This window comes from Prosthecobacter sp. GW821-HT29F12, from assembly GCF_058803405.1.
Genome location: NZ_CM179517.1, coordinates 1955855 through 1979793, shown reverse-complemented (window position 1 = coordinate 1979793; position 23939 = coordinate 1955855). Strand labels below are relative to the sequence as shown.

The following is a 23939-nucleotide window of genomic DNA, read 5'->3' as shown; positions in this document are numbered from 1 at the left end:
ATCCCATCACCAGCTTAATCCTTCGCACTCCGTCTCCGCAGCACCCACCTCATGATCCCCCGCGGCATCAGCCGAAACACCCGCCCCGCAATCGCCACACCCACACCCGGAAACACACATGCCCGCCCCGCCTGCAGCGCCCCCAGCGCCTCACGCACCACCTGCGCAGGCGGAATCCGCAGCAAAGCCTGCCCATCCCGGTTCGTGTCACTCCCGTCCGACCGTTTTGCCGTCTGACTAAAATTTGTCGGCGTCGGCCCCGGGCACACACAGCTCACCGTGATCCCCTTCGTCGCCAGCTCAATAGCCAGCGCCTCCGAAAAACTCGTCACATACGCCTTGCTCGCCGCATACACCGCCAGGTCCGGCATCGGCAGCGTGCTCGCCAGCGAGCTCACATTCAAGATCCCCCCCGGTCTCTGCATCAGCGGCAGCAGCGCATGCGTCAGCATCGTCAGCGCCGTGATGTTCAGCTCGATCAGTCCCCGCGTCTTCTCCGCCGCCGAATCCGCAAAGCACCCGTAGTCACCCATCCCGGCATTATTGATTAGCAGGTTCGGTTCCACCCCATTCGCGGCGAGAAACGCGCACACCTCACTCCGCCCCCCCTCCGTTGCCAGATCCGACACACAGCACAGCACTTTTGTCCGCGTCCCCGCCACCTCCATTTTCACCTTTTCCAGCGCCTCCGCCCGCCGCGCCACCAACACCAGCACCTCCGCACCCGGTGCCAGCTGCCGAGCAAACTCAGCCCCCAGTCCGGAAGACGCTCCCGTAATCACGGCACGGCACTGTTCGAGGGAAAATCCATGAGGCATAACTCAAGGAGTAGCCAGCAGCCACGCTCCCATCAACTCGCATTCCTCTCAATGCCGCAGGCTGCCGTCTTTTTCCAAACCCCGCAGAGCCGCGACCGAACGCGCTTAAGGCAGAACCAACTCAATCGCTAAATGGAAATTTAGCAGCTGAATCATGGTTAAAATTTGGGCAAAGCAATGCTTATATTAATTTACAGTAATTATAAGTAATGCTAAATTTACAGGCAAAACATGCCGAAAGTCACCCTCCATCGAGCTGAAAAAGGATTGCTTGCGAACCACTACACGCAAGGAGGGGCTGCATGTACTCGATAGTCGGTCGCAACAATGCCGAACTGGCATCGGTCGAGGAGGATCGCACCGCCCGACTTTACCGCATTTCCCAACGCCGCAATCACATCCTCACCGACCGCCTGTTTGCCAAGCTGATGGTCATGCAGTGGCTGGGCGGGATCGTCATTGCCATGTGGATCTCCCCCATGGCTTGGAGTGGCTCAAAAATCCAGCCCCTGTGGCATGTCTGGGCGGCCATTTGTCTTGGAGGCGCCATCAGCGCTGCCCCCGTGCTGCTGGCCTGGCGCCGTCCAGGGCGGGTGGTCACCCGCCATGTCATCGCGGTGGCGCAGATTCTCACCTCCGCGCTCCTGATCCATCTCACTGGCGGTCGCTTTGAGACTCACTTCCACATCTTTGGTTCGCTCACCTTTCTCGCGTTTTATCGCGACTGGCGCGTGCTCGTCACAGCCACCCTCGTGGTGGTGGTGGACCACGTGGTGCGCGGGACGATGTGGCCACAGTCCATCTTTGGCGTGATGGATGCCGGCCAGTGGCGGTGGCTGGAGCACGTCGGCTGGGTGCTGATTGAAGACGTCTTCCTCATGATTTCGATTCAGCAAAACCTCACCGAGACCCTCGAAGTAGCCAAACGTCGCAGCAGGCTGGAGAGCATCAATGCGCAGATCGAAAACCAGGTGGTCGAACGCACGGCAGAGCTGACCGAAGCGCACAAGCAACTCGTCAAAACCTCACGGCAGGCCGGCATGGCAGAGGTTGCCACGAATGTCCTGCACAATGTGGGTAACGTGCTCAACAGCGTGAATGTCTCTGCAGAGACCGTTGCTGGAAAAATACGGCACTTCAGGATCTCCAGCTTGAAGAATGTGGCCCAGCTGCTGCGGGAGCATGAGCACCACCTCCCGGTTTTTCTCACGCAAGACTCCCGTGGCAGAGAGCTGCCCAGTTATCTCGTCCAGCTGGCGGACAATCTCGCAGAACCCCAGAAAGCGATCTTGGATGAAGTGCGGCATCTGCAAAACAACATCGAGCACATCAAGCAGATCGTCTCCATGCAGCAGAACCACGCACGTGTGGCGGGTGTCCTTGAAACACTCGACGTGGTGGAAATCATCGAAGACGCCATCAATATGACAAGCACCAGTCTTTCGCGTCACGGAGTATCCCTGGTGCGTGAGTTTGAGGAGGTGCCGCCCGTCGTGGTGGACCGGCACAAAATGATGCCGATTTTGGTAAATCTCCTCAGCAATGCCACGCAGGCGCTCGCTCCGCAGGAATATGCCAAACAGATGAAGGTACGAGTCGCGCGGAGTGGTGAAGACAGCGTTCAGATCAAGGTCATCGACAATGGCACCGGCATTGCGCCGGAGAATCTGACGCGGATTTTTCAACACGGATTCACCACCAAAAAAGACGGCCACGGCTTCGGCCTGCACAGCGGCGCCCTGGCGGCCCGTGAAATGGGCGGAAAGCTCACCGCCGAAAGCGACGGCGTCGGCTGCGGCGCTGTATTCACCCTGGAACTTCCCCTGTTGCCTTTAACCAAACAATATGATGAAAAAAACGACCGATAATCTCAACCGCCGAATTCTTGTCATCGATGACAACCAGGCCATCCATGACGATTTTCGGAAAATCCTAAGCGAGTCTGATTCTGAAGACGCCGCACTGCGGGCGGCTGAGGCCCGGATTTTTGGCGCTCCTGCGGCCATGCTCTTTGAGATCGACACCGCCTCCCAGGGAGAGGAAGGCCTGAAAATGGTGGAGAGGGCGCTGGCTGAGGGCCGCCCCTATGCCATGGCATTTGTGGATGTGCGAATGCCCCCGGGCTGGGACGGCATCGAAACCACGCAACGCATCTGGAAGGTCTGTCCGGACCTGCAGGTGGTCATCTGCACGGCCTTTTCCGACTGCTCATGGAATGACATGCAGGACCAGATCAATCCGCAGGACCGCCTTCTCGTATTGAAGAAGCCCTTTGATACCATCGAGATCCTGCAGATGGCCAATGCGCTGACGCAGAAATGGCTGCGGCTGCAGGAATCGAAGGTCGAGTTTGGTGATCTACACCACATGGTGAGTGAACGCACCCGCGAACTGGAGGAGTCACAAGCCGCAGCCGTCAGCATGATGGCGGATGCCGTGCGCCATCGTGAAAAAGCGGAGCAGGCCTACGAGGAGCTGAAACGCGAGATGGCAGAGCGGCGCATGCTTGAGGAGAAATTCCGCGAGCAGGCCTCCCTCCTCGACAAAGCGCAGGACGCGATCCTTGCGCATGATTTGGAACAGCGCATCACTTACTGGAACAAGGGTGCCGAGCGGCTGTATGGCTGGAGCGCGCAAGAGGTGGCGGGCCGCCCGCTGGCCCAGCTGCTCTACAAAGATCCGGAGGCGTTTTACCGCGCCAGCGAGCAGGTCATTCAGACCGGCGAATGGGTGGGGGAACTGCAGCAGATCGGCAAGGACGGACGCGGTTTGGTGATCGTCGGTCACTGGACTCTCGTACGCGATGCCGCAGGCCAGCCCAAGTCCGTGCTCGCCATCAACACCGACATCACCGGACGCAAAAAGACGGATGAAGCCCTGAAGATGCAGGGACGGGTGCTGGAAAGCATGGCCGAAGGTGTGACCGTCTGCGATGAAGACGGAATCATTGTTTTCAGCAATGACTCCTGCAACACCATGTTTGGCTACAAGAGCGGAGAGCTGATCGGTCAGCACTACTCAGTGATCAGAAGCCTGCCGCAGGATGAAGGCCGGCGTGCCATGGATGAACTCTTCGGAGTCCTGCGTGAGAAGGGGGCCTGGATGGGGGAAATGAACTCCCGGAAAAAAGACGGCACTCCATTCATCACACGCTCACGCATCAGCGTTCTGGAAATGGATGGCGTGAGATCCTTCGTCGCCGTGGTGGAGGACATCACCGAGAAGAAAAACATGGAGGCGCAGTTCCTGCGCTCTCAGCGCATGGAAAGCGTGGGGCGGCTGTCCAGCGGCATCGCCCACGACATGAACAACATTCTGACGCCCATCTTCATCTCCTCCTTCATGCTGCGCCGCAAGCTGCCGCCGGAGGACTTTGAAAAAATGCTCGGCAACATCGAGACCAACGCCCAGCGCGGTGCGGATCTCATCAAGCAGCTGCTCACAGTGAACTGTGACATGAGCGGCCAGCGTCACGTCGTGGAGACCAGCCAGCTAGCCTCGGACATGATGAAGATCATGTCAGGCACATTTCCCAAGAACATCACCCTTTCGGCCAGCACGCCCGAAGACGTCTGGCCTGTCATTGGCGATCCGACGCAGCTCCATCAGGTGCTGCTCAATCTCTGCGTCAATGCGCGTGATGCCATGCCCGCCGGCGGTGTCCTGACACTCACCACGGAAAACACCCGGCTGGATGAAAACTTCGCCGCCATGAACGTGGATGCCATGCCCGGCCCCTATGTGGTTATCCGTGTTTCCGACACCGGAGATGGCATCCCGGCCGATGTCATTGACAAGATCTTTGATCCCTTCTTCACCACCAAAGAGACAGGCAAAGGCACCGGCCTTGGACTTTCCACCGTGATGGGCATCGTCAAAAGCCACCAGGGATTCGTCAATCTGCGCAGCCGTGTGGCGATGGGCAGTGTGTTTGAGATCTATCTGCCCGCCGCCCCGGATGCAGTGGCAGCCAGCAGCGCCGCACCCGCCATGCAGGCCCCGCGCGGTCAGGGAGAGCTCATTCTCGTGGTGGACGATGAAGAGGTCATCCGTGAAGTCGTGCAGAAGACTCTGTGCGCGCACGGTTACCGTGTCATCACCGCAGGGGACGGCACGGAAGCCATCGCCCAGTTCTCCCAGAACCGCGGAGAGGTCAAAGCCGTGCTCACCGACATCATGATGCCCTTCATGGATGGCGTCACTCTGTCGCGCACTTTGAAAAAGATGGACCCCAACATCCAGATCATCGCCACCAGCGGCATGGGAAGCGCGAAGGGCCGTCAGGACAAGGCTGCTGCGCTGGCCTCCCTCCAGATCAATACCTTCTTGAACAAGCCTTACTCGGCCAACGAAATCCTCACCGCCATCGGCGACTTGCTCGCATCCGACCGCTCATCCCATGCTTGTTCGGAGCTCGGGCTGGTGGCCTGAGTTTGAGATAGAAGAGAGAGACTGAAGATTGACTACTGAAGACACGGAATACACGGAAGAAGAACCAGACTCTGGTTTCTGTGTGCTCTGTGTCTTCCGTGGTTGATCCCATCTGATTTACTCTGCGGCCTTCAAATCTGACGGCATGCAAATCCGTGTTTTCCAGCCTCTCGATTGGGGCTAAGAGTGCGCCGCATGACCCTCAACCAGCTTTCCCAGCAGACGCCTTTCACCACCAAGGACGGCAGTACCATCCGCAGCATCCTGGACCGAACCAACGCGCCGGTGCAGAACCAAAGCCTTGCCGAGGCCACCGTCCCCGTGGGACAACCCACCGACCGCCACTACCACAAGCTCAGCGAAGAATTCTACTTCATCCTCGAAGGGCAGGGGATCATGGAGATCGACGGCGAAACCCGCCTCGTCGCCCCCGGCGATGCCATCCTGATTCCGCCGAACGCGTGGCATCAGATCACTGCGTCACAGACCTTGCGCTTTCTCTGCTGCTGCGCGCCGCCTTATGCGCATGAGGATACCTACTTCACGGCCTAGCTGAGTTTTAGAGAAGTCGAACCCTATGTCGTCATTGATCCGCCCCTGGTACTGGCCTGAACGAGGTCAGCCTGAACGCACCGATCCCTTCACCTGGATTGTGGAGGGGGTGATCGCGGCGTCGTGGTGGCCGGATCCGTATGTGTTCGATCTTTACGACGAGCATGGCATCCGGGCGGTGGTGAACTGCTGCGAGTTTGACAACCGCAAGGACGTGCCGCCTCACTTTGCCTACCATCACATCAATGTGCCGGACTACGGGGTGCCCACGGATGAGCAGATGGAACGCTTCATCACGCTGATGGATGCGCACCATGCGGCCCGGGAGCCCGTGGTGGTGCACTGTGTCGCGGGCTGCGGGCGGACGGGGCAGTTTATCGTGGCCTGGTGTGCCAGGGCTGGGTTGATCCCCGCTGGCAGCGATCCTGTGCAGTGGATTCGCGCGCGCCGGAAGTGCTGTCTGGAAACCCGCGAGCAGACGGACTGCGCGAAGCGGTGGATGAGCAAGTATCGGGTCAAATAAGGAGATCATCCTCTGGACCGCCAAGGAGCAGTCCAGAGGCGTCATGCTCCTTTATGCCAGCTTGTAGCAGTCGGCCCACTCGGCGCGCGGGGGCGGGCCTGCCAGGCGGGCGTTGGCGGCGTCGTTGTTGATGAAGCGCTTGGTCTTCGGGTCGAACTGAAGATCGACGTTCAGATACTCGGCGATGGTGCCGAGGTTCAGCACCTGGGTGAGCGCGCCGCCGATGCTGAAGGGAGACTCGGTGCTGCCATTGCCCATGCAGGCCTGGACGAAGCTCTGGAAGTGATTGTACTTCGGCGGATGGAGGGCCATGGCGTCCTTGAACTCGACCATCTTGGCGCGTGGATACACGATGGAATGCCGGTCATGGGAGCCGCGCTGAACGATGTAGTCGTTCTGTTTCCGATAGAGCAGGGAGCCGGCGCTGCCGAGGTTTGGGGGGATCAATTTGCCGTCCGAGTCGCGATCGAGGAATTTTTCCGCGAGGTCGATCTTGGTGTCGCCGCCGGCTTTCCAGTGCAGCTCCACGGCGGGCAGTTTCTCGCCGCGCTCAGGGAATTCGAAGCGGATGTCAGAGCTCAGCGGGTAGCTGATCTGATTGTAGTCGGCGAGCGCAATGGGCGTGATGCGCGTGGGCAGGCCGAGCTTGAGGTGGTGATGGGCGAAGTCGATGATGTGTGCGCCCCAGTCGCCAAACATGCCGCCGCCATAGAGGTGGAAGCCGCGCCAGTTGAAGGGATGGTACATCTTGCTGAAGGGCTTGACCTCCTGCGGGCCGCACCAGAGGTCCCAGTTCAGGGACTCGGGCTTTGGCTCTTCGGACGGATAGCCTTTGACGAGCGCGCGCTCGGCGGCGTTCATGAACCACAGCGAGGGGGACTTCCAGGCGTCAATTTTGACGATGTCATCAACGATGCCCGCCGCGAGCATTTGCTTGAACTGGTCCGCACCGGCGGAGGTGTGGCCTTGGTTGCCCATCTGGGTGACCACCTTGAACTTCTTCTCCGCGCGCATGAGGATTTCCGCTTCCTCAAAGGTGTGGGTGAGGGGTTTCTCCACATACACATGCTTGCCCAGTGCCATGGCGTGAATGGCGGCGGTGAAGTGGGTGTGGTCAGGAGTAACGACGCTGACGGCGTCGATGTCTTTGCCCATCTTGTCGAGCATCTCGCGGAAGTCGGCGAAGCGCTTCACGTCCGGGAAGGACGTGAGGTTTTTCTCCAAGCCCTTGGCGGTGGTGAAATCGACATCCGTGAATGCCACGGGGACGGCGGTGCCGCCTTCAGTGAGCCCGGGGATGACGCTGCCTGCACGCCCGCCGATGCCGATGCAGCCGAGATTGATGCGTTGGCTCGGTGGCAGTTTGGGATTGTCCGCGGCGCGTGCGCTGGTCAGGTAAGCAGGCAGGAAATTGAAACTCAATCCTGCGGCGACAGATTGTTTGACGAAACCGCGGCGGGTTGAGATGGGAGAGTTTTCAGGTGTGTTCATGGTTTGGAAAAGGGGCGAGACTATATAATGGAGAACGCAGAGGACTCAATATTTGGGAAAGATTGAGGGCGTTGGGAAGCGGTCTTCGAGGCTGAAGTTTCCGCTGTCGAGGTACTCTTCCCGTGGCAGGTGGAGGTCGGGCCAGGTGGCGGGGCGGATGCGGATGACGCGGGTGGGGCGGAGGCCTTCGGTGATGAGGTCGGTCTCAAAACGGATCTGGATGCCGCTGCTGCCGAGAGGGGCTTCTCCGGGGGTTTTGGTGACGTCGAGGATGGAGCCGCGTGCGGCCATCTGAGAGGGGCCTGCGGTGCCGCCTTCGGTGTGCTTCAAGGTGTTCTCGACGCCATTCACCAGCACCGGGCTGCGTTTCTGGAAATCGGCGTAGAGGGTGGGGTCCATGCCGCCGAAGAGGGTGGCGGTGACTGTCGCGCGGCCGAACTTGCCGTACTCGACGGCGTCCACCCACGCGGGCATCCAGCGACTGCGAATGAAAGTTCTGTGGGTCTCGGTCTGGCTTTGTGCGGCGCGCTGCGTGGCGGCATCGTCCAGCCAGATGTCGGAGATGTGGAAGCGGGTGAACACAGCGCCGGGCGTGGGCTTCCACATGAGGCCGAGCAGGACGGACTGGCTGCCGAGTGATTTCTTGCCGCTGCCGGGCCAGAGGCCTTCAGCGATGAGGTCTGCCGGTGCCAGGCATTCGCGACCGCGCCAGATGCGGGTGGCGGCGTCGAAGGTCAGCGTTTCGTCGGTGGCCTTGCCGTCTGCGCCAGACTTGGGTTCGCGGCTGGCGATGACCATGCCTTCGTTGTTTTTGAGGTCGAGTTCTTTGAGCTTCCAGACCAAGCCCTCGCGCTGGCAGTGGCTGGGTTCGTCTTCAAGCAGGAGGACGTGGTTTTCGGCGGGGGCGATGCCGACGCCGCGACTATGGTTTGCGTCCTTGTCCTTGTTGTTGACCGGCAGCACCGGCACGGCGGAGATCTGCGGGTCAGGCGGAAGAAAGGCCCGGACGTGGAGAACGGTGCCGAGCGGGATGTCCCGCAGATCGGCCGGTGCGCCGTGATAGCAGACCATGCCATAAGGCAGCATGGCGAAAGGGTGCGGATCGTTCCGGCGAAACACTCCATTGCCCGCCACGCGGATGCTGCCGCGACGGTTGGCATGATCCACGAATACGAGTTCGCCCCGGTAGGAGTGTGCTTTTTCCAAAGGCGGAAACTGGCCAGCCACAGGCCGGAAGGGCTCGTCTGCAGCAGGTGCGGCGGTGCTGAGCACGCACCCTAGGGCGGTGAGGAGGGCAGGGGCGAATCTCATGTCTTGGGGGCTTCGTTCCGCCTTAATATTTCGTGAAGATGGATGGCGTCGGGAAGCGCTCGTCGATGCTGGTGGAGCCGTCGCTGAGGTATTCTTCGCGGGGGACGTTGACGAGTGGCCAGGTGCCGGGGCGGATGCGCACCGTCCTGCCGGGGCGAATGCCTTCGATGATGAGGTCGGTCTCAAAACGGATCTGAATGCCGCTGCTGCCAAGAGGGGCTTCTCCCGGTGTCTTGATGACTTCCTGAATGGTGCCGCGCGAAGCCATGTGACCGGGGCCGTAGGCACCATGGGTGTGCTTCAAGGTGTTCTCGACCGCGTTCATCATGGCAGGGCTGCCTTTGGTGAAATCGGCGTAGAGCGCGGGATCCATGCCGCCGAAGAGGGTGGCGGTCACCGTTGCGCGGCCGAACTTGCCGTACTCGACGGCATCAATCCAAGCGGGCATCCAGCGGCTGCGGATGAAGGCCTTGTGTGTTTCGGTCTGGTGGTGGGCGCTGCGCTGCATGGAGGCATCATCCAGCCAAATGTCCGAGATGTGGAAGCGGGTGAAAATGCCATCGGGGGTGGGTTTCCAGGTGATGCCGAGCTGCACGGCCTGGCCACCGAGGGATTTCTTTCCTTCCGCAGGCCAGGTGCCTTCGGCGACGATTTCTTCGATGCTGAGGGCTTCTTTGCCGCGCCAGACACGCGTGGCGGCATCGAAGGTCAGTTTTTCCTCCGCAGCCTTGGCGTCGCCGCCTTTCTTGGGCTCACGGGTGGCGATGATCATTCCCTCGTTGTTTTTGATGTCGAGGTCCTTGAGTTTCCAGACCAGGCCCTCGCGCTGGCAGTGGCTGGGCTCGTCTTCGAGGAGGAGGACGTGGTTCTCGGCGGGAGCGATGCCAGCTCCTCGATTGTGGTTGGCGTCCAAGGTCTTGTTGTTGACGGGCAGCACCGGCACGGCGGAGTTCTTGGGGTCCGGGGGAAGGTAGGCCCGGACGTGGAGCACGGTGCCGAGCGGAATGTCCCGCAGATCCGCCGGTGCGCCGTGATACCGCACCATACCATAAGGCAGCATGGCGAAGGGATGCGGATCGTTGCGGAAAAACATGCCCGAACCCTGCACACGAATGCTGCCGCGGCGGGTTGCATGATCCACGAACACGAGCTCGCCGCGGTAGGAGTGTGCTTTTTCCAAAGGAGGAAACTTGCCCGCCTCCGGACGGAAGGGCGCGTCCTCCGCAGATGCGGCGCATCCACCAAGAACCAAGAACGAGGAGCCAAGAACAAGGAGGAAGTGCTTCATAGTGCGATCACTTGATTACTGTCGCCGAACTGGTCGATCTCCACGCCAAAGCGCTGGGCCATGAGGAGGAGGAGATTGCTCATGTGGGCGTCGGAGTTCGCCGGGCGGCTGCAGAGCTGGTAGTGCGCGGTGGTCAGCGCGCCGTCCGCACCGAGCGCGTAACCTTGGAAGCTGGTGCTCTTTTTGTTGAAGTCGAGATGGCTGCCGTGCTTCAGGCCGAGGTCCGTGCCGCCGGCGAACACCAGCGGGAGGTTGGCGTTGCCATGGCTGTGGCCGTAGGACATGCCGCTGCCGAAGAGCGCCATGGTGGTGCCCAGAAGCGGCTTGCCACTGAGGTCATTCGTTTCCGCGAGGCGGGTGAGGAAGTAGCCGAACTGCTCGATGGCGAAGGTGTCATAATTGGTGAGCTTCTCCATGTAGCCGAAATCGCCGCCATGGTGACTGAGCTGATGGCGCGACTCGGTGATGCCGATCTCAGGAATGGAGATGGCGTCTCCCTCACCGCCGAGACTGAAGGTGGCCACGCGTGTGACATCGGTCTGGAAGGCGAGTACCATGAGGTCATAGACCGTGCGGAAGTAATCGCCCGCCCGGGTGGCGGCGATGTCGCGGTTGGTGCGCTGGCGGTCGGCCTCGGAGATGACGGGCAGGGGAGTGTCGAGCCAGGCATCGGCCCTGCGCGTGCGGATTTCCGCCTCACGCACGGAGGTGAGGTACTGTTCCAAACGGCCCTTGTCTGCGGAGCCCATCTTTTTCTCGAGCTGGCGCACTTCCGCGAGGTTGGCGTCCAGCACGCTGCCTTTGCGGCGCAAGGCTCTGCGCTGGACTGCTTTTCCGCCTTTCGGCTCTTCAAAGAGGGAGGCGAAAATCTCGCTACAACGACGCATCGCGGGCAGGCGCACGCCGTCCGCCGTCCACGCCAGGGAGTCCTGCGTGATGGCGACCTCCATGGAGGGGTAGCGCGTGTGGGGCGCGGAGACCTCGGCCATCTTTTGGTCCACCGAGATGGTGTTGCGGTCTGACGGGCCCAGCTTGCCGCCGGTGAGCCAGACCGAGATGCAATTGTGGTGATGGCTCAGCGCTCCTGGATGATGGAGACCGCTGATGGGCGTGATGACCTCACGGTGCTTTTCCAGAGGCATGAGCGACCGCGAGAACTTGTAGTCCTTTCCAGCCGTGGTGATCTGGTAGTTCAGCGAGTGCACGCCATTGGCCAGATAGATGAACGCGCTGCGCTTCGGCGTTGCCGTGATCTTTTCCGCTGCCGCCGCCTTCAGCGGCACCATGCACTCAAGCAGGGGAAGCGAGATGAAGCTGCCCAGCGCCTTGAGAGCGTGACGGCGATCGATCAGCCAGTTTTGGGAGAGATAGTTGCTCATGGTATGAATGGGTGGCGTGATGGTGGTCGGTTCAGCGTTTGCGGATGAGGTCTGAAAGGGCGACGGCGCGGATGATGTCTTTAATACGATAGCCGTTTTTCTTTGATTCAGTCTGGATGGCTTTGAGGTCGTCTTGGTCGTCGAAGGAGAGGGCGCGGCGGAGGCCGTAGGTGCAGAGGTGTTCGATGAAGGCGAGGGCGACTTCATCACGATCTTCGAGGAGCAGGCGTTTGAATTCGGCGGCGTCCTTGAAGGCACGGCCATCGGGCATGGTCCCAGATGGATCGATCAAGGGATCTTCGCCGACACCGGCGGGGACTTTTTCACGGGTGCGCCACTGGCCGATGGCATCGTAGTTGTCCCAGGCGAGGCCCAAGGGATCGATCTTGGCATGGCAGGCGGCGCAGTTCGCGTCACTGCGGTGGGCTTCGATTTTTTGGCGGAGGGTTGCCTTGGGGCTTTGCGCCGTTGGGGGTTCGATGGCGGGCACGTTCGCCGGGGGTGGGGGCGGCGGCTTGCCGAGGACGACCTCGCTGAGCCACACGCCGCGATGCACCGGACGATGGCGCGTGCCATCGGAGGTCAGTCCGAGCACCGCGCCCATGGTGAGCAGGCCGCCGCGACGATCTTCGGGCTTCAGCGACACACGCTGGAAGGCGCCGGACTTGGGCTCGGGCAATCCGTAGAATTCACAGAGCCGGGCATTGGCCATGGTCCACTGGGAATCGATGAAACTGTCGAGGGAGAGGTTCTTGCTATACATCTCGCGGAAGAACTCCACCGGCTCTGAGCGCATGCTTTCCTCCAGCCACGCGTCGTAGGCGGGGTAGAGCTTCTTGTCCGGCGGGAACATGCCCACGCGGTTCAGTTGCAGCCACTGCCGTGCGAAGTCGTCGATGAAGCGGCTGGCCTTGGCGTCCGTGAGCATGCGATCCACTTCTTTCGCGAGGGCATCGCCCTTCAGCGCGCCGCCTTTCGCTGCGGTGGAGAGCGCGTCATCCGGCATCGAACTCCAGAGGAGGTAGGAAAGACGGGTGGCGAGTTCCGAGTCGGTGAGCTGCTCGCGGGCCACGGTGTCGCCCTCGACGATGTAAATGAAGTGACGGGAGGTCAGCACACCCTGCAGCGCAACACGATAGGCATCGGCCATTTTTTCGCCTGCCGCGCGTTCATCACTGTAGGATTTCAAATACTCAGCCAGCTCTTCGGTCTTCACCGGACGACGCCAGGCGCGCTCGGCGAAGCGCTGCAAATGCTCCGCGACCACTTCAGGCGTGGCATCATCAGGCGGCACCACATCCTTGCGCCGTGCTTTTTCCGCGTCCGACACCAGCGGGCCCTCCCATTCGATCCAATCGAGCAGTACGGTGGAGAAAAGGCCGTTTCCTTTGTCATCGAACATTTGCGGCGCGTTCGGATTCAGGAGTGTGGTCTCGCTGCTGTGGGTGAAAATGTATCCGCCCCGGCTGCTGAGCGCATTGCGGAAGGCGGCGCCCTGCCGGCGGTCCACCACATCTGTGGCCACCACGCAGAAGTCCAGCGTTGCGGGCATTTCGAGAAACACCTCGAACTCATAGACCTGGGGCTTGTCTTCCGTCGCGGTGATGTCGAACTCCACCATGCCATCCACCGTTTCTTCCCCCGTGCGTTTGCCGATGCTCAGATGGGCGGTCTGGCCGCCGAGCGGGCGGATGCCGCTGGCCTGGATGCGGAGCTTGTAGAGCCCGCTGTGCTCCGGCCCGACCTTGCCGAACCAGTTGGGCGAAAGCGCATTTTGAGTGTTGCCAGGAAACATCAGGTAGCGCAGCGGGCGCTTGATGCCGAAGCGGTCCAGCGCCGCCTGCTGGTCCTTGCCGCCATTGTAGCGGATGTCGGCAGCGGTCTTGTGGACTTTGCGCGACTCGGCCGAGGAGGCAGTGGGAAAGGCGCGGTCCAGCACCAGTTCCGCCGCGCGGTAGTAGCGATCCACATGCGATGGCGAGAGCGAAAGCTCCGAGCCGATGCGCTCAAAACCGTGCCACAGTGTGTCCTCATTCAGCTCCCCGGGTTTGGCCGGATCATAGCGCACGCCGAGAAGATCATAGACGGTGTTTTGATACTCCTTCCGGCTCAGCCGATACAGCGCCACAGCCGGCCGTGCCGCCATGCGTGTCGCACGGCCTTCTTTGATGTGCGCATCAAGACTCGTCACAAACACCGCGATCTCCTCCTGCGTCGGTTGCTTCTCCTTCTTGGGTGGCATCTCGCCGGAATTGACCTGCTCGATCATCTCCGCCCAATGATGGGTGTCGGCACCCAGTTTGAAATCGCGCGAGAGCTGGTCGATCCGCAAATCTCCCTTTTCCTTTTTGGGGCCATGGCAGCTGATGCAGTGTTTCTGCAAGAAGGCGTCATACGGCTCGGCTGCGAGGACGGCGTCTGGCAGGCCAGTGCTGACGATGAGGAGGGTGGAGAGGCTGAAAACGTAACGGGTCATGGAGTCTTGATCAATACGTAGCCGGCTCAGCCTTTGTGCGACGACCCCGAGTTTTCGGGGGGGGGCGGAGAGGGTGAGGTTCGTTTAACGAGCCTACTGGGGCAATTTTGCTGAGACTGGGATGGAAAGGAATGGCTCTTTCTCCAGCCTGCAGTGGGCGATTTTTGTCCATACCTGCATTTTCGACCAGCGCCCGCATTGCACCTTCTCCTAGTGCTGCCAAAGCGTAAGGAATGGCTGTCTCCCATTTTCGTTTTCCCAGACTGATGTTTTCGCTGAGCGCGCTCCTTGCTGCGCATTTGCAGGCGGCTGAAAAGCCGAAGAAGAATGAGGCCGAAGAGCTGCCCACGATGGTGATCACGGCGTCCCGCACGGCACAGGATCAGAAGAAGGTGCCGCAGTCCACCAATGTGGTGGAGCAGAAGCGCATCGAGCGCTATCAGGCGACGAGCCCCTCTGAAATGCTGCAGGAGCAGCCGGGGGTGTGGGTGAATCAGGTGGCGGCGCAGGGCTCGCCGGTGATCCGCGGCCAGATGGGCAACAAGCTGGTGTATCTGTGGGATGGCGTGCGCATCAACAACGGCGGGATCTTTTCGGGCCCGAATCCGTTTTTCAATCAGTTTCCCATCGATGCCGTGGGCCGCATGGAAGTGGTGCGCGGTGCAGGCTCCGTGCAGTACGGCAGCGATGCCATCGGCGGGGTGATCAATGTGTTTTCCAAGCGGGGCGAGTTTTCCGAAAGCCTGAACGTGGGCGGCGATGTGTACTCGCGCTACGGCAGCAACAACACGGAGTTCACCAACGCAATGAATGTGCATGCGAGCAATGACATGTGGGCGTTTGCGGCGGGGTGGTCGGTGCAGGATGCGGGGAATTATCACAGCTCCTCAGGCCCCTTGCAGCCCACCAGCTTTCACACCAGCGGTGGGTATGCGAATCTGGCGTTTCAGCCGGTGAAGGGGCATGTTTTCCGCCTGTCATGGGTGGGCAATGAACGCACGGACGTTAACAGCTACGTGCAGTCAAAGCTGAATGCGAACGGTGTGCCGCGCATCTACAGCCCGCTGGAGCGCCGAGGCATTGTGAAGCTGGACTACACCGCGCAGGATCTGGGATTCCTGAGTGATGAGCTGAAGGTGTACGGCTACTACCAGTACTACGATCAGCTGCGCGAGCGGCGGGTGCAGACGGCGACGCAGTTTAACAATACCATCACGAATTCAGACCAGGATGTGTGGGGCGTAGGTATTCAAAATGCAGCGACGTTTGGCCGGAACAAGAACACGCGGCTGGTCTATGGCATGGACTACCGGCATGAGAATTTGTCTTCGGCGCAGACGCTGAATTCCACCGTGCTGGCTACGGGCGTCACCACCGTTTCCCAGCCGGCAGGCATCACGCCGGACGGCACGTATGAGGTCTTTGACACGTTTGTGACGCTGGACTTCAAGCCTGTGGAAAAGCTTCTGATGAATGTGGGGGCACGCTATGAGAACACGCATCTGCACTCGCGGCCTGAGGCACTGGATGTGATTCCCGGAGCAGGCTACACTGTGAATGATCTGGCGGCGAACAAGTATTGGAATGCGGTGACGTGGAACGTGGGTGCCGTTTATCAGGCAACCAAGTCCTTTGATCTGGTGGCCAACGTCGCCACGGGGTTTCGTTCGCCCACTTACAGTGATTTGCTGAGCGCTGGCACGCCGGTGTTTTCTAGCCTGACGGCATCGCTGCCCAGCACGATGATCAACCCGGAGAAGAGCATCACGTATGAGATCGGGGCGCGCGTGCACACGGACAAGCTCAAGGGATCGCTGACGGGATACCTGACGAAGCTTTCGGATCTGATCACGTCCACGACTTCGGGGACAGTGGTGATCGGCGGCGTGACTTACAATGCGACACGGAATTCGAATTCGGCGCAGGGTTACATCACCGGCGTGGAGTTTGCGCTGAGCTATGATCTGGACCGCCACTTCACGATCTTTAACAACACGACGTGGACCTATGGACAGAACCAGTCGCAGAATGTGCCGCTGCGTTTCATTCCGCCGTTGTACGGGAATTTTGGTGTGCGCTTTGAAAGCGACGAGAAGCGCTACTGGGTGGAGCTCTCCGAGCTGTGGGCGGGGCCGCTGATCCGGCACAATCCGAGCGATGAAATCGACGCGGGTTTCTCCACCGATCCGGCCTACGGCTCTCCCGGCGCGACCAACCCGCCGATCAATCAGAACTTCCAAATCCCGGGTTTCTTCGTGACGAACATCCGCACCGGGTGGAAGGTCTGGGAAGAGGGGAACCGTTCGTTCTCGCTCACCGTGAATCTGAACAATGTTTTCGACACCAAATACCGCCAGGCATACTCCCAGCAGCAGCGCCAGGCGGCGGGCTTCAATGTGGTGGTGGGCGGACGTCTTACTTTTTAAACGAGTCATGCGTGGCATCTTCTGCTGGCTGAGTTGTTTCCTGCTGCTGGCCGGGCAGATGGTTGCTGCGGAGCCCCTGGACTGGGCCTTCATCGGTGTGTGGGATCGCTCGATGCCGCAGGTGGAGGCGGCGTGCCGTGAGAACGGCATTCGTGCGGAATTTTTCAAAGGGCAGAAATTCAATGAGACGCAGAAGGCGGAGTTGGCGGCGCGGTTTCGGCTGGTGTTTGTGCTGAACCTGGAGGCGGAGCAGGCGCCTGCTCTCACGCAACGGCTCAAGGAGTCGCGTGCTCTGAACGCTGAGCAACGTGTGATCCCGCTGGATACGCGCGGCAGCCAGATGGATCTGGAAAAAGCGGGGCTGCTTCTCAAAGACGAAGCGGTGCCGGCGTACTGGCGGCCGAATGGCACGGTGAATGTGCGGCGGCTGATCCGCTACGGCATGGTGAAGTACTGCGGACAGCCGGGGGAGATCGAGCCTCCGGTGCTCATCCCGGATTCAGGTTACTATGATCCGGCGCGTGAGGAGTCCTTTTCAGACATCGGCGAGTTCATCGGCTTCAAACGCGGGAAGCAGCGCTGGGTGGAAGGGGCGTCTGTGGCGGTGCTGCTGCTGCAGCAGTCGTTTTGGATCACGCATGATTTGCGGGTGATCGATGCACAGATCGCCGCGTTGGAGAAGCGGGGGCTGAATGTGGTGCCGGTGTTTGGTGATCGTGAGGAGAACGTCACGAAGCTGACGCGTGCGGCTGCGCCGACTATTCTCATCGAGGATCGCCATGGAGCGATGTGGCAGAGCACCGCCTTGCTGAAGGAACTGGATGCGCCGTATCTGCGGCCCATTTCGATGCTGGCCACCACGAATGAGGAATGGCTGAAGGATCCGCGCGGGCTGTCGCATCGGGACGTGGGAATGTTCATGGCCTTGCAGGAATCCTGGGGAACGCTGGAGCCGGTGGTGGTGGGCGGATTGAAGGAGAACATCCAGGGCTTTAGGCTGCATGAGCCGATCCCGGATCGCATCGAGGCGTTTGCTGCACGCGCGGCGCGCTGGGCCTCCCTGAAGCGCAAGAGCAATGCGGAGAAGAAAATCGCGCTGATCTATTACAACAAAGGGCTGGGACAAGATGATCTGATGCGGGGAAGTCCCACGGGCGGATTTCTCGATGCGCCGGAGAGTTTCATGCGCTTCCTGCCACGCATGCAGGGGGCGGGCTTCGCGCTGAAGAACACTCCGGCGAACACGGCGGCGTTGATCGAGGCTATGAAGCGCGGCGGTCGCAACATCGGCCCGTGGGTGCAGGGTGATCTGGAAAAGCTGGTGGATGAATCGCAGCCGGTGCTGGTGCCGCTGCATCAGTATATGGAGTGGTTTAACACGAAGCTGAGCGAAGCGGCGCGGAAGACGATGGTGGAGAAGTTTGGCCCGCCGCCGGGACGCATCATGGTGGTGAAGCGCAACGGCGAACCGCACATCGTTTTGCCGAAGCTGGAGATGGGAAATCTCATCCTCATGCCGCAGCCGGAGCGTGGCGAGAAGCAGGATGAAAATCTGCTGCACAACCGCGACGTGCCCCCGCCGCACAACTATCTCGCCTTCTACTGGTGGCTGGAGGAGCAGTATCATGCGGATGCCATTGTGCATTGGGGCACGCACGGCACGTTGGAACTGCTGCCGGGCAAAGAGGCCGGGCTTTCCAAGGACTGCTGGAGCGACATCTGCGTGGGGCACATGCCTGTCGTTGATTTGTGGATCACTGACAATCTGGGCGAGGCCACGCTGGCGCGCCGCCGCTCCTACGCCGCGCTGGTAGATCACCTTCCGCCGCCCACGCTGGCTGCGGGACTGGATGACGAATTCAAAAATCTGCATGAGGACATTCACAAGTTCCGCACCCTGGAAGATGGATTGCTCAAGGAGGAATATCGCAAGCGTGTGAGCCAGCAGGCGCGTGATGCAAAGCTGCATGGCAGTGGTGCTGAGGTGCTGGATGATGCGGCGGTCACACGGCTGGATGAGCATCTGCACAATCTGTTTGAGTCACGCACGCCGCTGCGCCTGCATGTGCTGGGCGAAGGACCGCATGAAGCGGAGATGGTGCCCTATCTGGCGCAGATCCTTGGTGAGCCGCTGCTGGATCATCTGGCCGCGACGCGTGGGATTCATCGTGCCGCTTTGGAGCACAAGCAGCAGGATCGCGCCAAGGCGGTGGAATTTCTACGCGCCGCGCTGGACCGTGCACCGCCTGCAGACGTGCGCATGACGACAGAGTTGCAGAAGGATGTGGAATTCGCACGTGATGTGCGCGCCCGTCTGCTGGATGCAGGCAAGGAACACGCCGGTTTGCTGACGGCGCTGGGTGGTCATTACATCGAGCCAGGCCCCGGTCCTGACCCAATCCGCAATCCGGCGACAGCTCCTGGCGGGCGTAATTTGTACTCGCTCAATCCTGAGGAAATCCCGACGCGGCCCGCGTGGGAAACCGCGCGCAAGCTGGTGGATGAACTGCTGCGCACGCGGAAGCCGAAGAAGATCGCGATGGATCTCAATGGCATGGAAACGATGCGCGACTTTGGCGTGATGGAGGGGCAGATCCTCGCGCTGCTCGGCGTGCGTCCGATCTGGAACCAGAACAACCTTGTCATCGATGTGGAGCTGATTCCTGCGGAAGAACTGGGGCGGCCGCGGGTGGAGGTTTTCATCGCCATGGGTGGTCAGTACAAAGAGAACTTTCCCACGCGGGTGGCGCTGCTGGACAAGGCTGTGCGTCTGGCTGCCACGGCCTCGGAAAGTGTGAATCCGGTGCGTGAAGCAGTGGCGGCAACCAAGGAGCGTTTGCTGAAGCGCGGCTTCTCCGCTGCGCGTGCGGATCAGTTTGCCGCGGCTCGCATCTTTGGCACGAAGCCGGGAAACATGAGTGGGACGCACATCCTCTACCTCGTGCCGCGCTCCGGTGTGTGGGACAAGGATGATGAGATCACTGATGTGTACACGGACAACATGAGCTTTGTATACACGCAGGACACGTGGGGAGAGAAGGTGGAAGGGCTGTATGAGGAAGCGCTGCAAAACACGGACACCGTGCTGCGCGTGTGGGCCTCCAACATGACGAGCCAGCTTTCCAATCACCACGCCTATGAGTATCTGGGCGGTCTCAGCATGGCAGTGAAGAAGGTCACCGGTAAATCGCCTGCTGCTGTCATCTCTGATGTGCGCGATCCCGCTGGTGCGCGGGTGCGCGACTTTGAGGAAGTGCTGGCAGCCAATTTGAAATCCGAGCTGCTGAACCGCCGCTGGCTGGAGGGTATGAAGTCGCATGATTACGCCGGAGCAGGGCACATCGCCGAGTTGGTGAAAAACACCTTTGGCTGGTCGGTCACGCGGAGGGAGAGCGTCACGCAGGAAACGTGGGATGAGGTCTATGACGTGCTCGTGAAGGACAAGCACAAGCTGAACCTGCCTGAGTGGTTTGAGCGCGTGTCGCCGCATGCCATGCAGGAGATCAGCGCCACGCTGATCGAGGCTGCGCGCAAAGACCTGTGGAAGGCCACGCCGGAGCAGTTGCAGACATTGACAAAACTTTATGCCACCTCGGTGAAGGCACATGGCGACTCGGGCGGACTTGTCAGCGGTGGAAACACACGCATGGCGGACTTTGTGAGTGCCAAGCTCACCGCGCCGGGAGATCAGGAATCCGCCGCGCTGGCGCAGGAGATGAAGGCGAAGCTGCAGCAAAGCGCCGCCGCACCGGATGCGAAGGTCGAGAAAGTAAGCGGACCGCAAATCGGTGAGGCGAAGGAGCAGGCACCGCCCGCTGAAAGCAAGCCGCAGCCTGAGGGACCCGTGCTGGAACCGGCGTGGAATTCATTCGCTTGGTTGATCGGAGCCGCAGCTGTGCTTTTGATGATGTTCGGCTTCTTCAAGAGGGCCGGATCCACTTCATGAAGCTGCTCGAACAACTCCTTTCCCTGATCTCCGAGGCCGTGCTGCTGCCCACGCTGGCGGCCATCATCATCCTCGTGGCGTGGAGCGCCATGCTGCTGGGCGGGCTGCTGCGCGAGTGGCTGGGGCGTCGGCAGGTAGGAGCCGTCATCACCGCCTTGCGCCGCGCTCATGTGGAAGGTGGGGATCAGGTGCGGATGCTGAGCATTCTCAGCACCGCCACTACAGGGCTGCCAGCGCGCCTGCATCAGCTCCTCGCGCAATGGGGCGGGGCGGGGGATCTGGCGCATTGTTTGGTGGATCTGGAGATCGAGGTGGCGGCTACGCTGTCGCGACTCACATGGATGACACGCATCGCGCCCATGCTCGGACTCATGGGCACGCTCATTCCGCTTGGGCCGGCGCTCACAGGTCTGGCCTCTGGGGATCTCGCCACGCTTTCCAGCAATCTCGTGGTTGCTTTCACCGCCACCGTCGTGGGTGTGCTGTTGGGCTGCTGCTCTTATACGATGAACCTCGTGCGCAAGAACTGGTATCAGCGTGATCTTAGCACGTTGGAGCATCTCTTCACCAACGCCAACAAGCCTGCTCTGCCATGAAGAAGCGCCTGTGGGACGACTCCGAAGGGGATGACCCCGCCGCCGGTCTGATCAATCTCTTTGATGTGTGGATCGCCTTTGCCGCCGCGCTGCTGCTGGCCGTGGTGAGTTTTTTCAATCTGCCCAAGACTGCGCCCACTGCATCGACAGATGCGCAGGCTGACAAATCGCCCACGGCAGAGAGCATCGATGCCGCGCGCACGAAGATCGAGCGCTTCCAGGAAAGCAAAGCCAGCAAGAGCGGCGAAGGTGAACGACTGGGCACCGCCTATCGCCTGAAGTCCGGCGAGATCATCTACGTGCGGGACAAGCAGAAGTGATGAGGCGGATCGCTCCGGCAGCATCCTGCATCCGCTGCACGGGCCCAATTCAAGGATTGATGCGCGGCGTTCAATGTCGCTAAATGGCGGCTTTATGCACTTCCGCCTGCTTTGTCTCCTGCTGGCTGCCCTCCACGGGGCCACATTCACCCATGCTGCGGCTGATCCTGCGCAGCTGACCCTGGCCGCCATCTTCACAGACGAAGTGTACAAGGATGACAAGATGGAGGCGCTGCACTGGAGCAAGAAGGGGGCGTATTACTTTGCGCTCGAACCGCTCGGTAAAGACAAAGATGGAAAGGACATTCCCGGCAAAGATCTGGTCCGCCATGATGTTGCCCCGGGCCTGCAGACGGTCATTGCTTCCGCAAAAACTCTGACCGCTCCCGGCGAGAAGAAGCCGCTGAGCGTGGACAGCTTCGAGTTCTCCAAGGACGAGTCGCAGGTGCTGCTGTTGGCCAACACGCGCAAGGTGTGGCGAAAGAACACGCGTGGCGACTACTGGGTGCTGAATGTGGCGACCGGAGCTCTGCGCAAGCTCGGCGGAACTGCCGCGCCCGCGACGCTGATGTTCGCCAAGTTTTCACCCGAAGGCAGCCATGTCGCCTACGTGCAGAAGAACAACCTGCACGTGCAAAGCCTGGCGGACATGAAGATCACTGCGCTGACGGCGGATGGCTCCACCACACTTATCAATGGATGTTCTGACTGGGTGAACGAAGAGGAACTGGACCTGCGCGACGGCTTTCGCTGGAGCCCCGATGGCGCGCGCCTGCTGTTCTGGCAGTTCAATACCCAAGACGTGAAGCGCTTCACGCTGGTGAATCATGCCGATGACCGCTATCCGCGCATCACCACCTTTCCTTATCCCAAAGCAGGAGAGAAAAACTCCGCCACGCGCCTCGGTGTTGTCTCTGCGGCAGGAGGTGCCATTACATGGCTGGCCGTGCCGGGAGATCCGCGTGAGCATTATCTGCCCCATGCGGAATGGACGCCTGATGGCAAAGCGGTGCTGCTGCAGCAGTTCAATCGTCTTCAAAACACGCTGCATGTCATGCGCGCAGATCCTGCCACGGGTGCCACGCAGATGGTGTTCACCGAGACGGACAAGGCCTGGGTGGACAACAAGAACAGCATCCGCTGGATCGGTGATGACTTCCTCTGGCTCAGCGAGCGCAGCGGCTGGCGCCATGCCTATTGCGCCACCCTGGCGGGTGAAGTGACACCCATCACGCAGGGTGAGTTTGATATCATTGATGTGAAGCAGGTCGATGCCAAGGGTGGCTGGCTGTACTATTACGCCTCTCCCACCAATGCCACGCAGCGGTATCTCTATCGAATCAGTCTCAAGGGTGGTGAGCCGCAGCGGCTCTCGCCTGCGGATCAGCCGGGCACGCATGGCTACGACATGACCGAGGATTCGCAGTTGGCCGTGCATACGTACTCGACTGCGATCTCGCCACCTGTGATTCAACTGGTCTCGCTACCAGATCATCACACAATGCATGTACTCAGGACTCAGAAGAACCTGCGTGATAAGCTGGAGGCGCTCAAGCTGCCGAAAGTCGAGTTCATGCGCGTGGACATTGGCGGAGGCATTTCGTGCGATGCTCTCTGCATCACCGCGCAGGACATGGACAAGTCACGCCCGCATCCGCTGCTCATGCACGTCTATGGCGAGCCCGCCGGGCAGACGGTCCGCGATGCCTGGAGCGGGCAGCGCGGGCTTTGGCACTGGATGCTGGCGCAGCAGGGCTATGTGGTCGCCAGTGTGGACACACGAGGCACGCCGAGTCCGCGCGGACGTGACTGGCGCAAGAGCATCCATCTTCAACTCGGCATCATAAACTCCCGGGAGGAGGCGGCCGCCACGAAAGCATTGCTGGAGCGCTTCACGTTTCTCGACCCGCAGCGTGTGGGCATCTGGGGCTGGAGCGGCGGTGGCAGCAGCAGTCTGGATGCCATCTTCCGCTATCCCGATCTTTATCAAACGGCCATGGCAGTGGCACCCGTGCCAGACCGCCAGCTCTATGACACCATCTATGAGGAGCGCTACATGGGCCTGCCCAAAGCCAACGCAGAAGGCTATCGGCTCGGGTCTCCCATCACCCATGTGGCGGCTTTGAAGGGGAATCTCCTCATCGTGCACGGCACGGGCGATGACAATGTGCACTACCAGGGCACGGAGAAGCTCATCAATGAACTCGTCGCGAAAAACAAACACTTCACCGTCATGCCCTATCCGAATCGTGACCACGCCATCAACACCGGCAAAGGCACCCAGCGTCATTTGTATGAGCTGATGACGAACTATCTGCATCAGCATCTCCCCGTGAATTGATTTTCCAACTCATGAACAGGACACGCGCCTGTCAGAACGAG

The 23939-nt window shown here is 60.4% G+C and carries 15 protein-coding genes; 9 read left to right on the top strand and 6 right to left on the bottom strand.

Annotation, left to right across the window (positions count from 1 at the left end):
• Window positions 1-14 precede the first annotated feature (14 nt).
• The gene (locus AC3RLQ_RS08115; protein WP_493036018.1) at window positions 15-818 is read right to left on the bottom strand and encodes an SDR family NAD(P)-dependent oxidoreductase; all 804 of its coding nucleotides are present in this window, start codon (window positions 816-818) and stop codon (window positions 15-17) included.
• Window positions 819-1120: 302 nt separating this feature from the next.
• Between AC3RLQ_RS08115 and AC3RLQ_RS08110 the strand changes: the two genes are divergently transcribed.
• From AC3RLQ_RS08110 to AC3RLQ_RS08095, 4 genes are all read left to right on the top strand, one after another.
• The gene (locus AC3RLQ_RS08110; protein ID WP_493036016.1) at window positions 1121-2686 is read left to right on the top strand and encodes a sensor histidine kinase; all 1566 of its coding nucleotides are present in this window, start codon (window positions 1121-1123) and stop codon (window positions 2684-2686) included.
• Entirely contained in the window at window positions 2664-5249 is a 2586-nt protein-coding gene (locus AC3RLQ_RS08105; RefSeq protein WP_493036014.1) for a PAS domain S-box protein, read from the top strand. Before AC3RLQ_RS08110 ends, AC3RLQ_RS08105 begins: the two co-directional genes overlap by 23 nt.
• A gap of 195 nt (window positions 5250-5444) precedes the next feature.
• Window positions 5445-5801 (top strand): cupin domain-containing protein, encoded by a 357-nt coding sequence (locus tag AC3RLQ_RS08100; RefSeq protein WP_493036012.1) that lies wholly within the window; start codon window positions 5445-5447, stop codon window positions 5799-5801.
• A 25-nt stretch (window positions 5802-5826) separates the two neighbouring features.
• Window positions 5827-6324 carry a phosphatase domain-containing putative toxin gene (locus AC3RLQ_RS08095; RefSeq protein ID WP_493036010.1) on the top strand — a complete coding sequence of 166 codons (498 nt, stop codon included), beginning with the start codon at window positions 5827-5829 and terminating at the stop codon, window positions 6322-6324.
• Between the two features lie 51 nt (window positions 6325-6375).
• Here the strand turns inward: AC3RLQ_RS08095 and AC3RLQ_RS08090 are convergent, their stop codons facing one another.
• The 5 genes from AC3RLQ_RS08090 to AC3RLQ_RS08070 are packed head-to-tail and all read right to left on the bottom strand — an operon-like array spanning window position 6376 to window position 14269.
• A complete protein-coding gene (locus AC3RLQ_RS08090) occupies window positions 6376-7815 on the bottom strand; it encodes a Gfo/Idh/MocA family oxidoreductase (RefSeq protein WP_493036008.1) in 1440 nt (479 codons plus the stop codon).
• Window positions 7816-7860: 45 nt separating this feature from the next.
• Window positions 7861-9126 (bottom strand): hypothetical protein, encoded by a 1266-nt coding sequence (locus AC3RLQ_RS08085; protein WP_493036006.1) that lies wholly within the window; start codon window positions 9124-9126, stop codon window positions 7861-7863.
• A 22-nt stretch (window positions 9127-9148) separates the two neighbouring features.
• Window positions 9149-10414, bottom strand: a complete 1266-nt coding sequence (locus tag AC3RLQ_RS08080) for a hypothetical protein (RefSeq protein WP_493036004.1) — start codon at window positions 10412-10414, stop codon at window positions 9149-9151.
• Window positions 10411-11793, bottom strand: coding sequence for a DUF1552 domain-containing protein (locus AC3RLQ_RS08075; protein WP_493036002.1), 1383 nt, complete (start codon window positions 11791-11793; stop codon window positions 10411-10413). The genes AC3RLQ_RS08080 and AC3RLQ_RS08075 overlap by 4 nt, the downstream gene beginning before the upstream one ends.
• A gap of 31 nt (window positions 11794-11824) precedes the next feature.
• On the bottom strand, window positions 11825-14269 hold the full coding sequence (locus AC3RLQ_RS08070) for a DUF1592 domain-containing protein (protein ID WP_493036000.1): 2445 nt from the start codon (window positions 14267-14269) through the stop codon (window positions 11825-11827).
• A gap of 266 nt (window positions 14270-14535) precedes the next feature.
• Between AC3RLQ_RS08070 and AC3RLQ_RS08065 the strand changes: the two genes are divergently transcribed.
• The 5 genes from AC3RLQ_RS08065 to AC3RLQ_RS08045 all read left to right on the top strand — a co-directional run bounded on the left by AC3RLQ_RS08065 (window position 14536) and on the right by AC3RLQ_RS08045 (window position 23898).
• Window positions 14536-16695, top strand: a complete 2160-nt coding sequence (locus AC3RLQ_RS08065; protein ID WP_493035998.1) for a TonB-dependent receptor — start codon at window positions 14536-14538, stop codon at window positions 16693-16695.
• Window positions 16696-16702: 7 nt separating this feature from the next.
• Entirely contained in the window at window positions 16703-20641 is a 3939-nt protein-coding gene (locus tag AC3RLQ_RS08060) for a cobaltochelatase subunit CobN (protein ID WP_493035996.1), read from the top strand.
• Window positions 20638-21237, top strand: a complete 600-nt coding sequence (locus AC3RLQ_RS08055; protein WP_493035994.1) for a MotA/TolQ/ExbB proton channel family protein — start codon at window positions 20638-20640, stop codon at window positions 21235-21237. Before AC3RLQ_RS08060 ends, AC3RLQ_RS08055 begins: the two co-directional genes overlap by 4 nt.
• Entirely contained in the window at window positions 21234-21557 is a 324-nt protein-coding gene (locus AC3RLQ_RS08050) for a DUF2149 domain-containing protein (RefSeq protein ID WP_493035992.1), read from the top strand. Before AC3RLQ_RS08055 ends, AC3RLQ_RS08050 begins: the two co-directional genes overlap by 4 nt.
• A gap of 94 nt (window positions 21558-21651) precedes the next feature.
• Window positions 21652-23898, top strand: a complete 2247-nt coding sequence (locus AC3RLQ_RS08045; RefSeq protein WP_493035990.1) for a S9 family peptidase — start codon at window positions 21652-21654, stop codon at window positions 23896-23898.
• Window positions 23899-23939 lie beyond the last annotated feature (41 nt).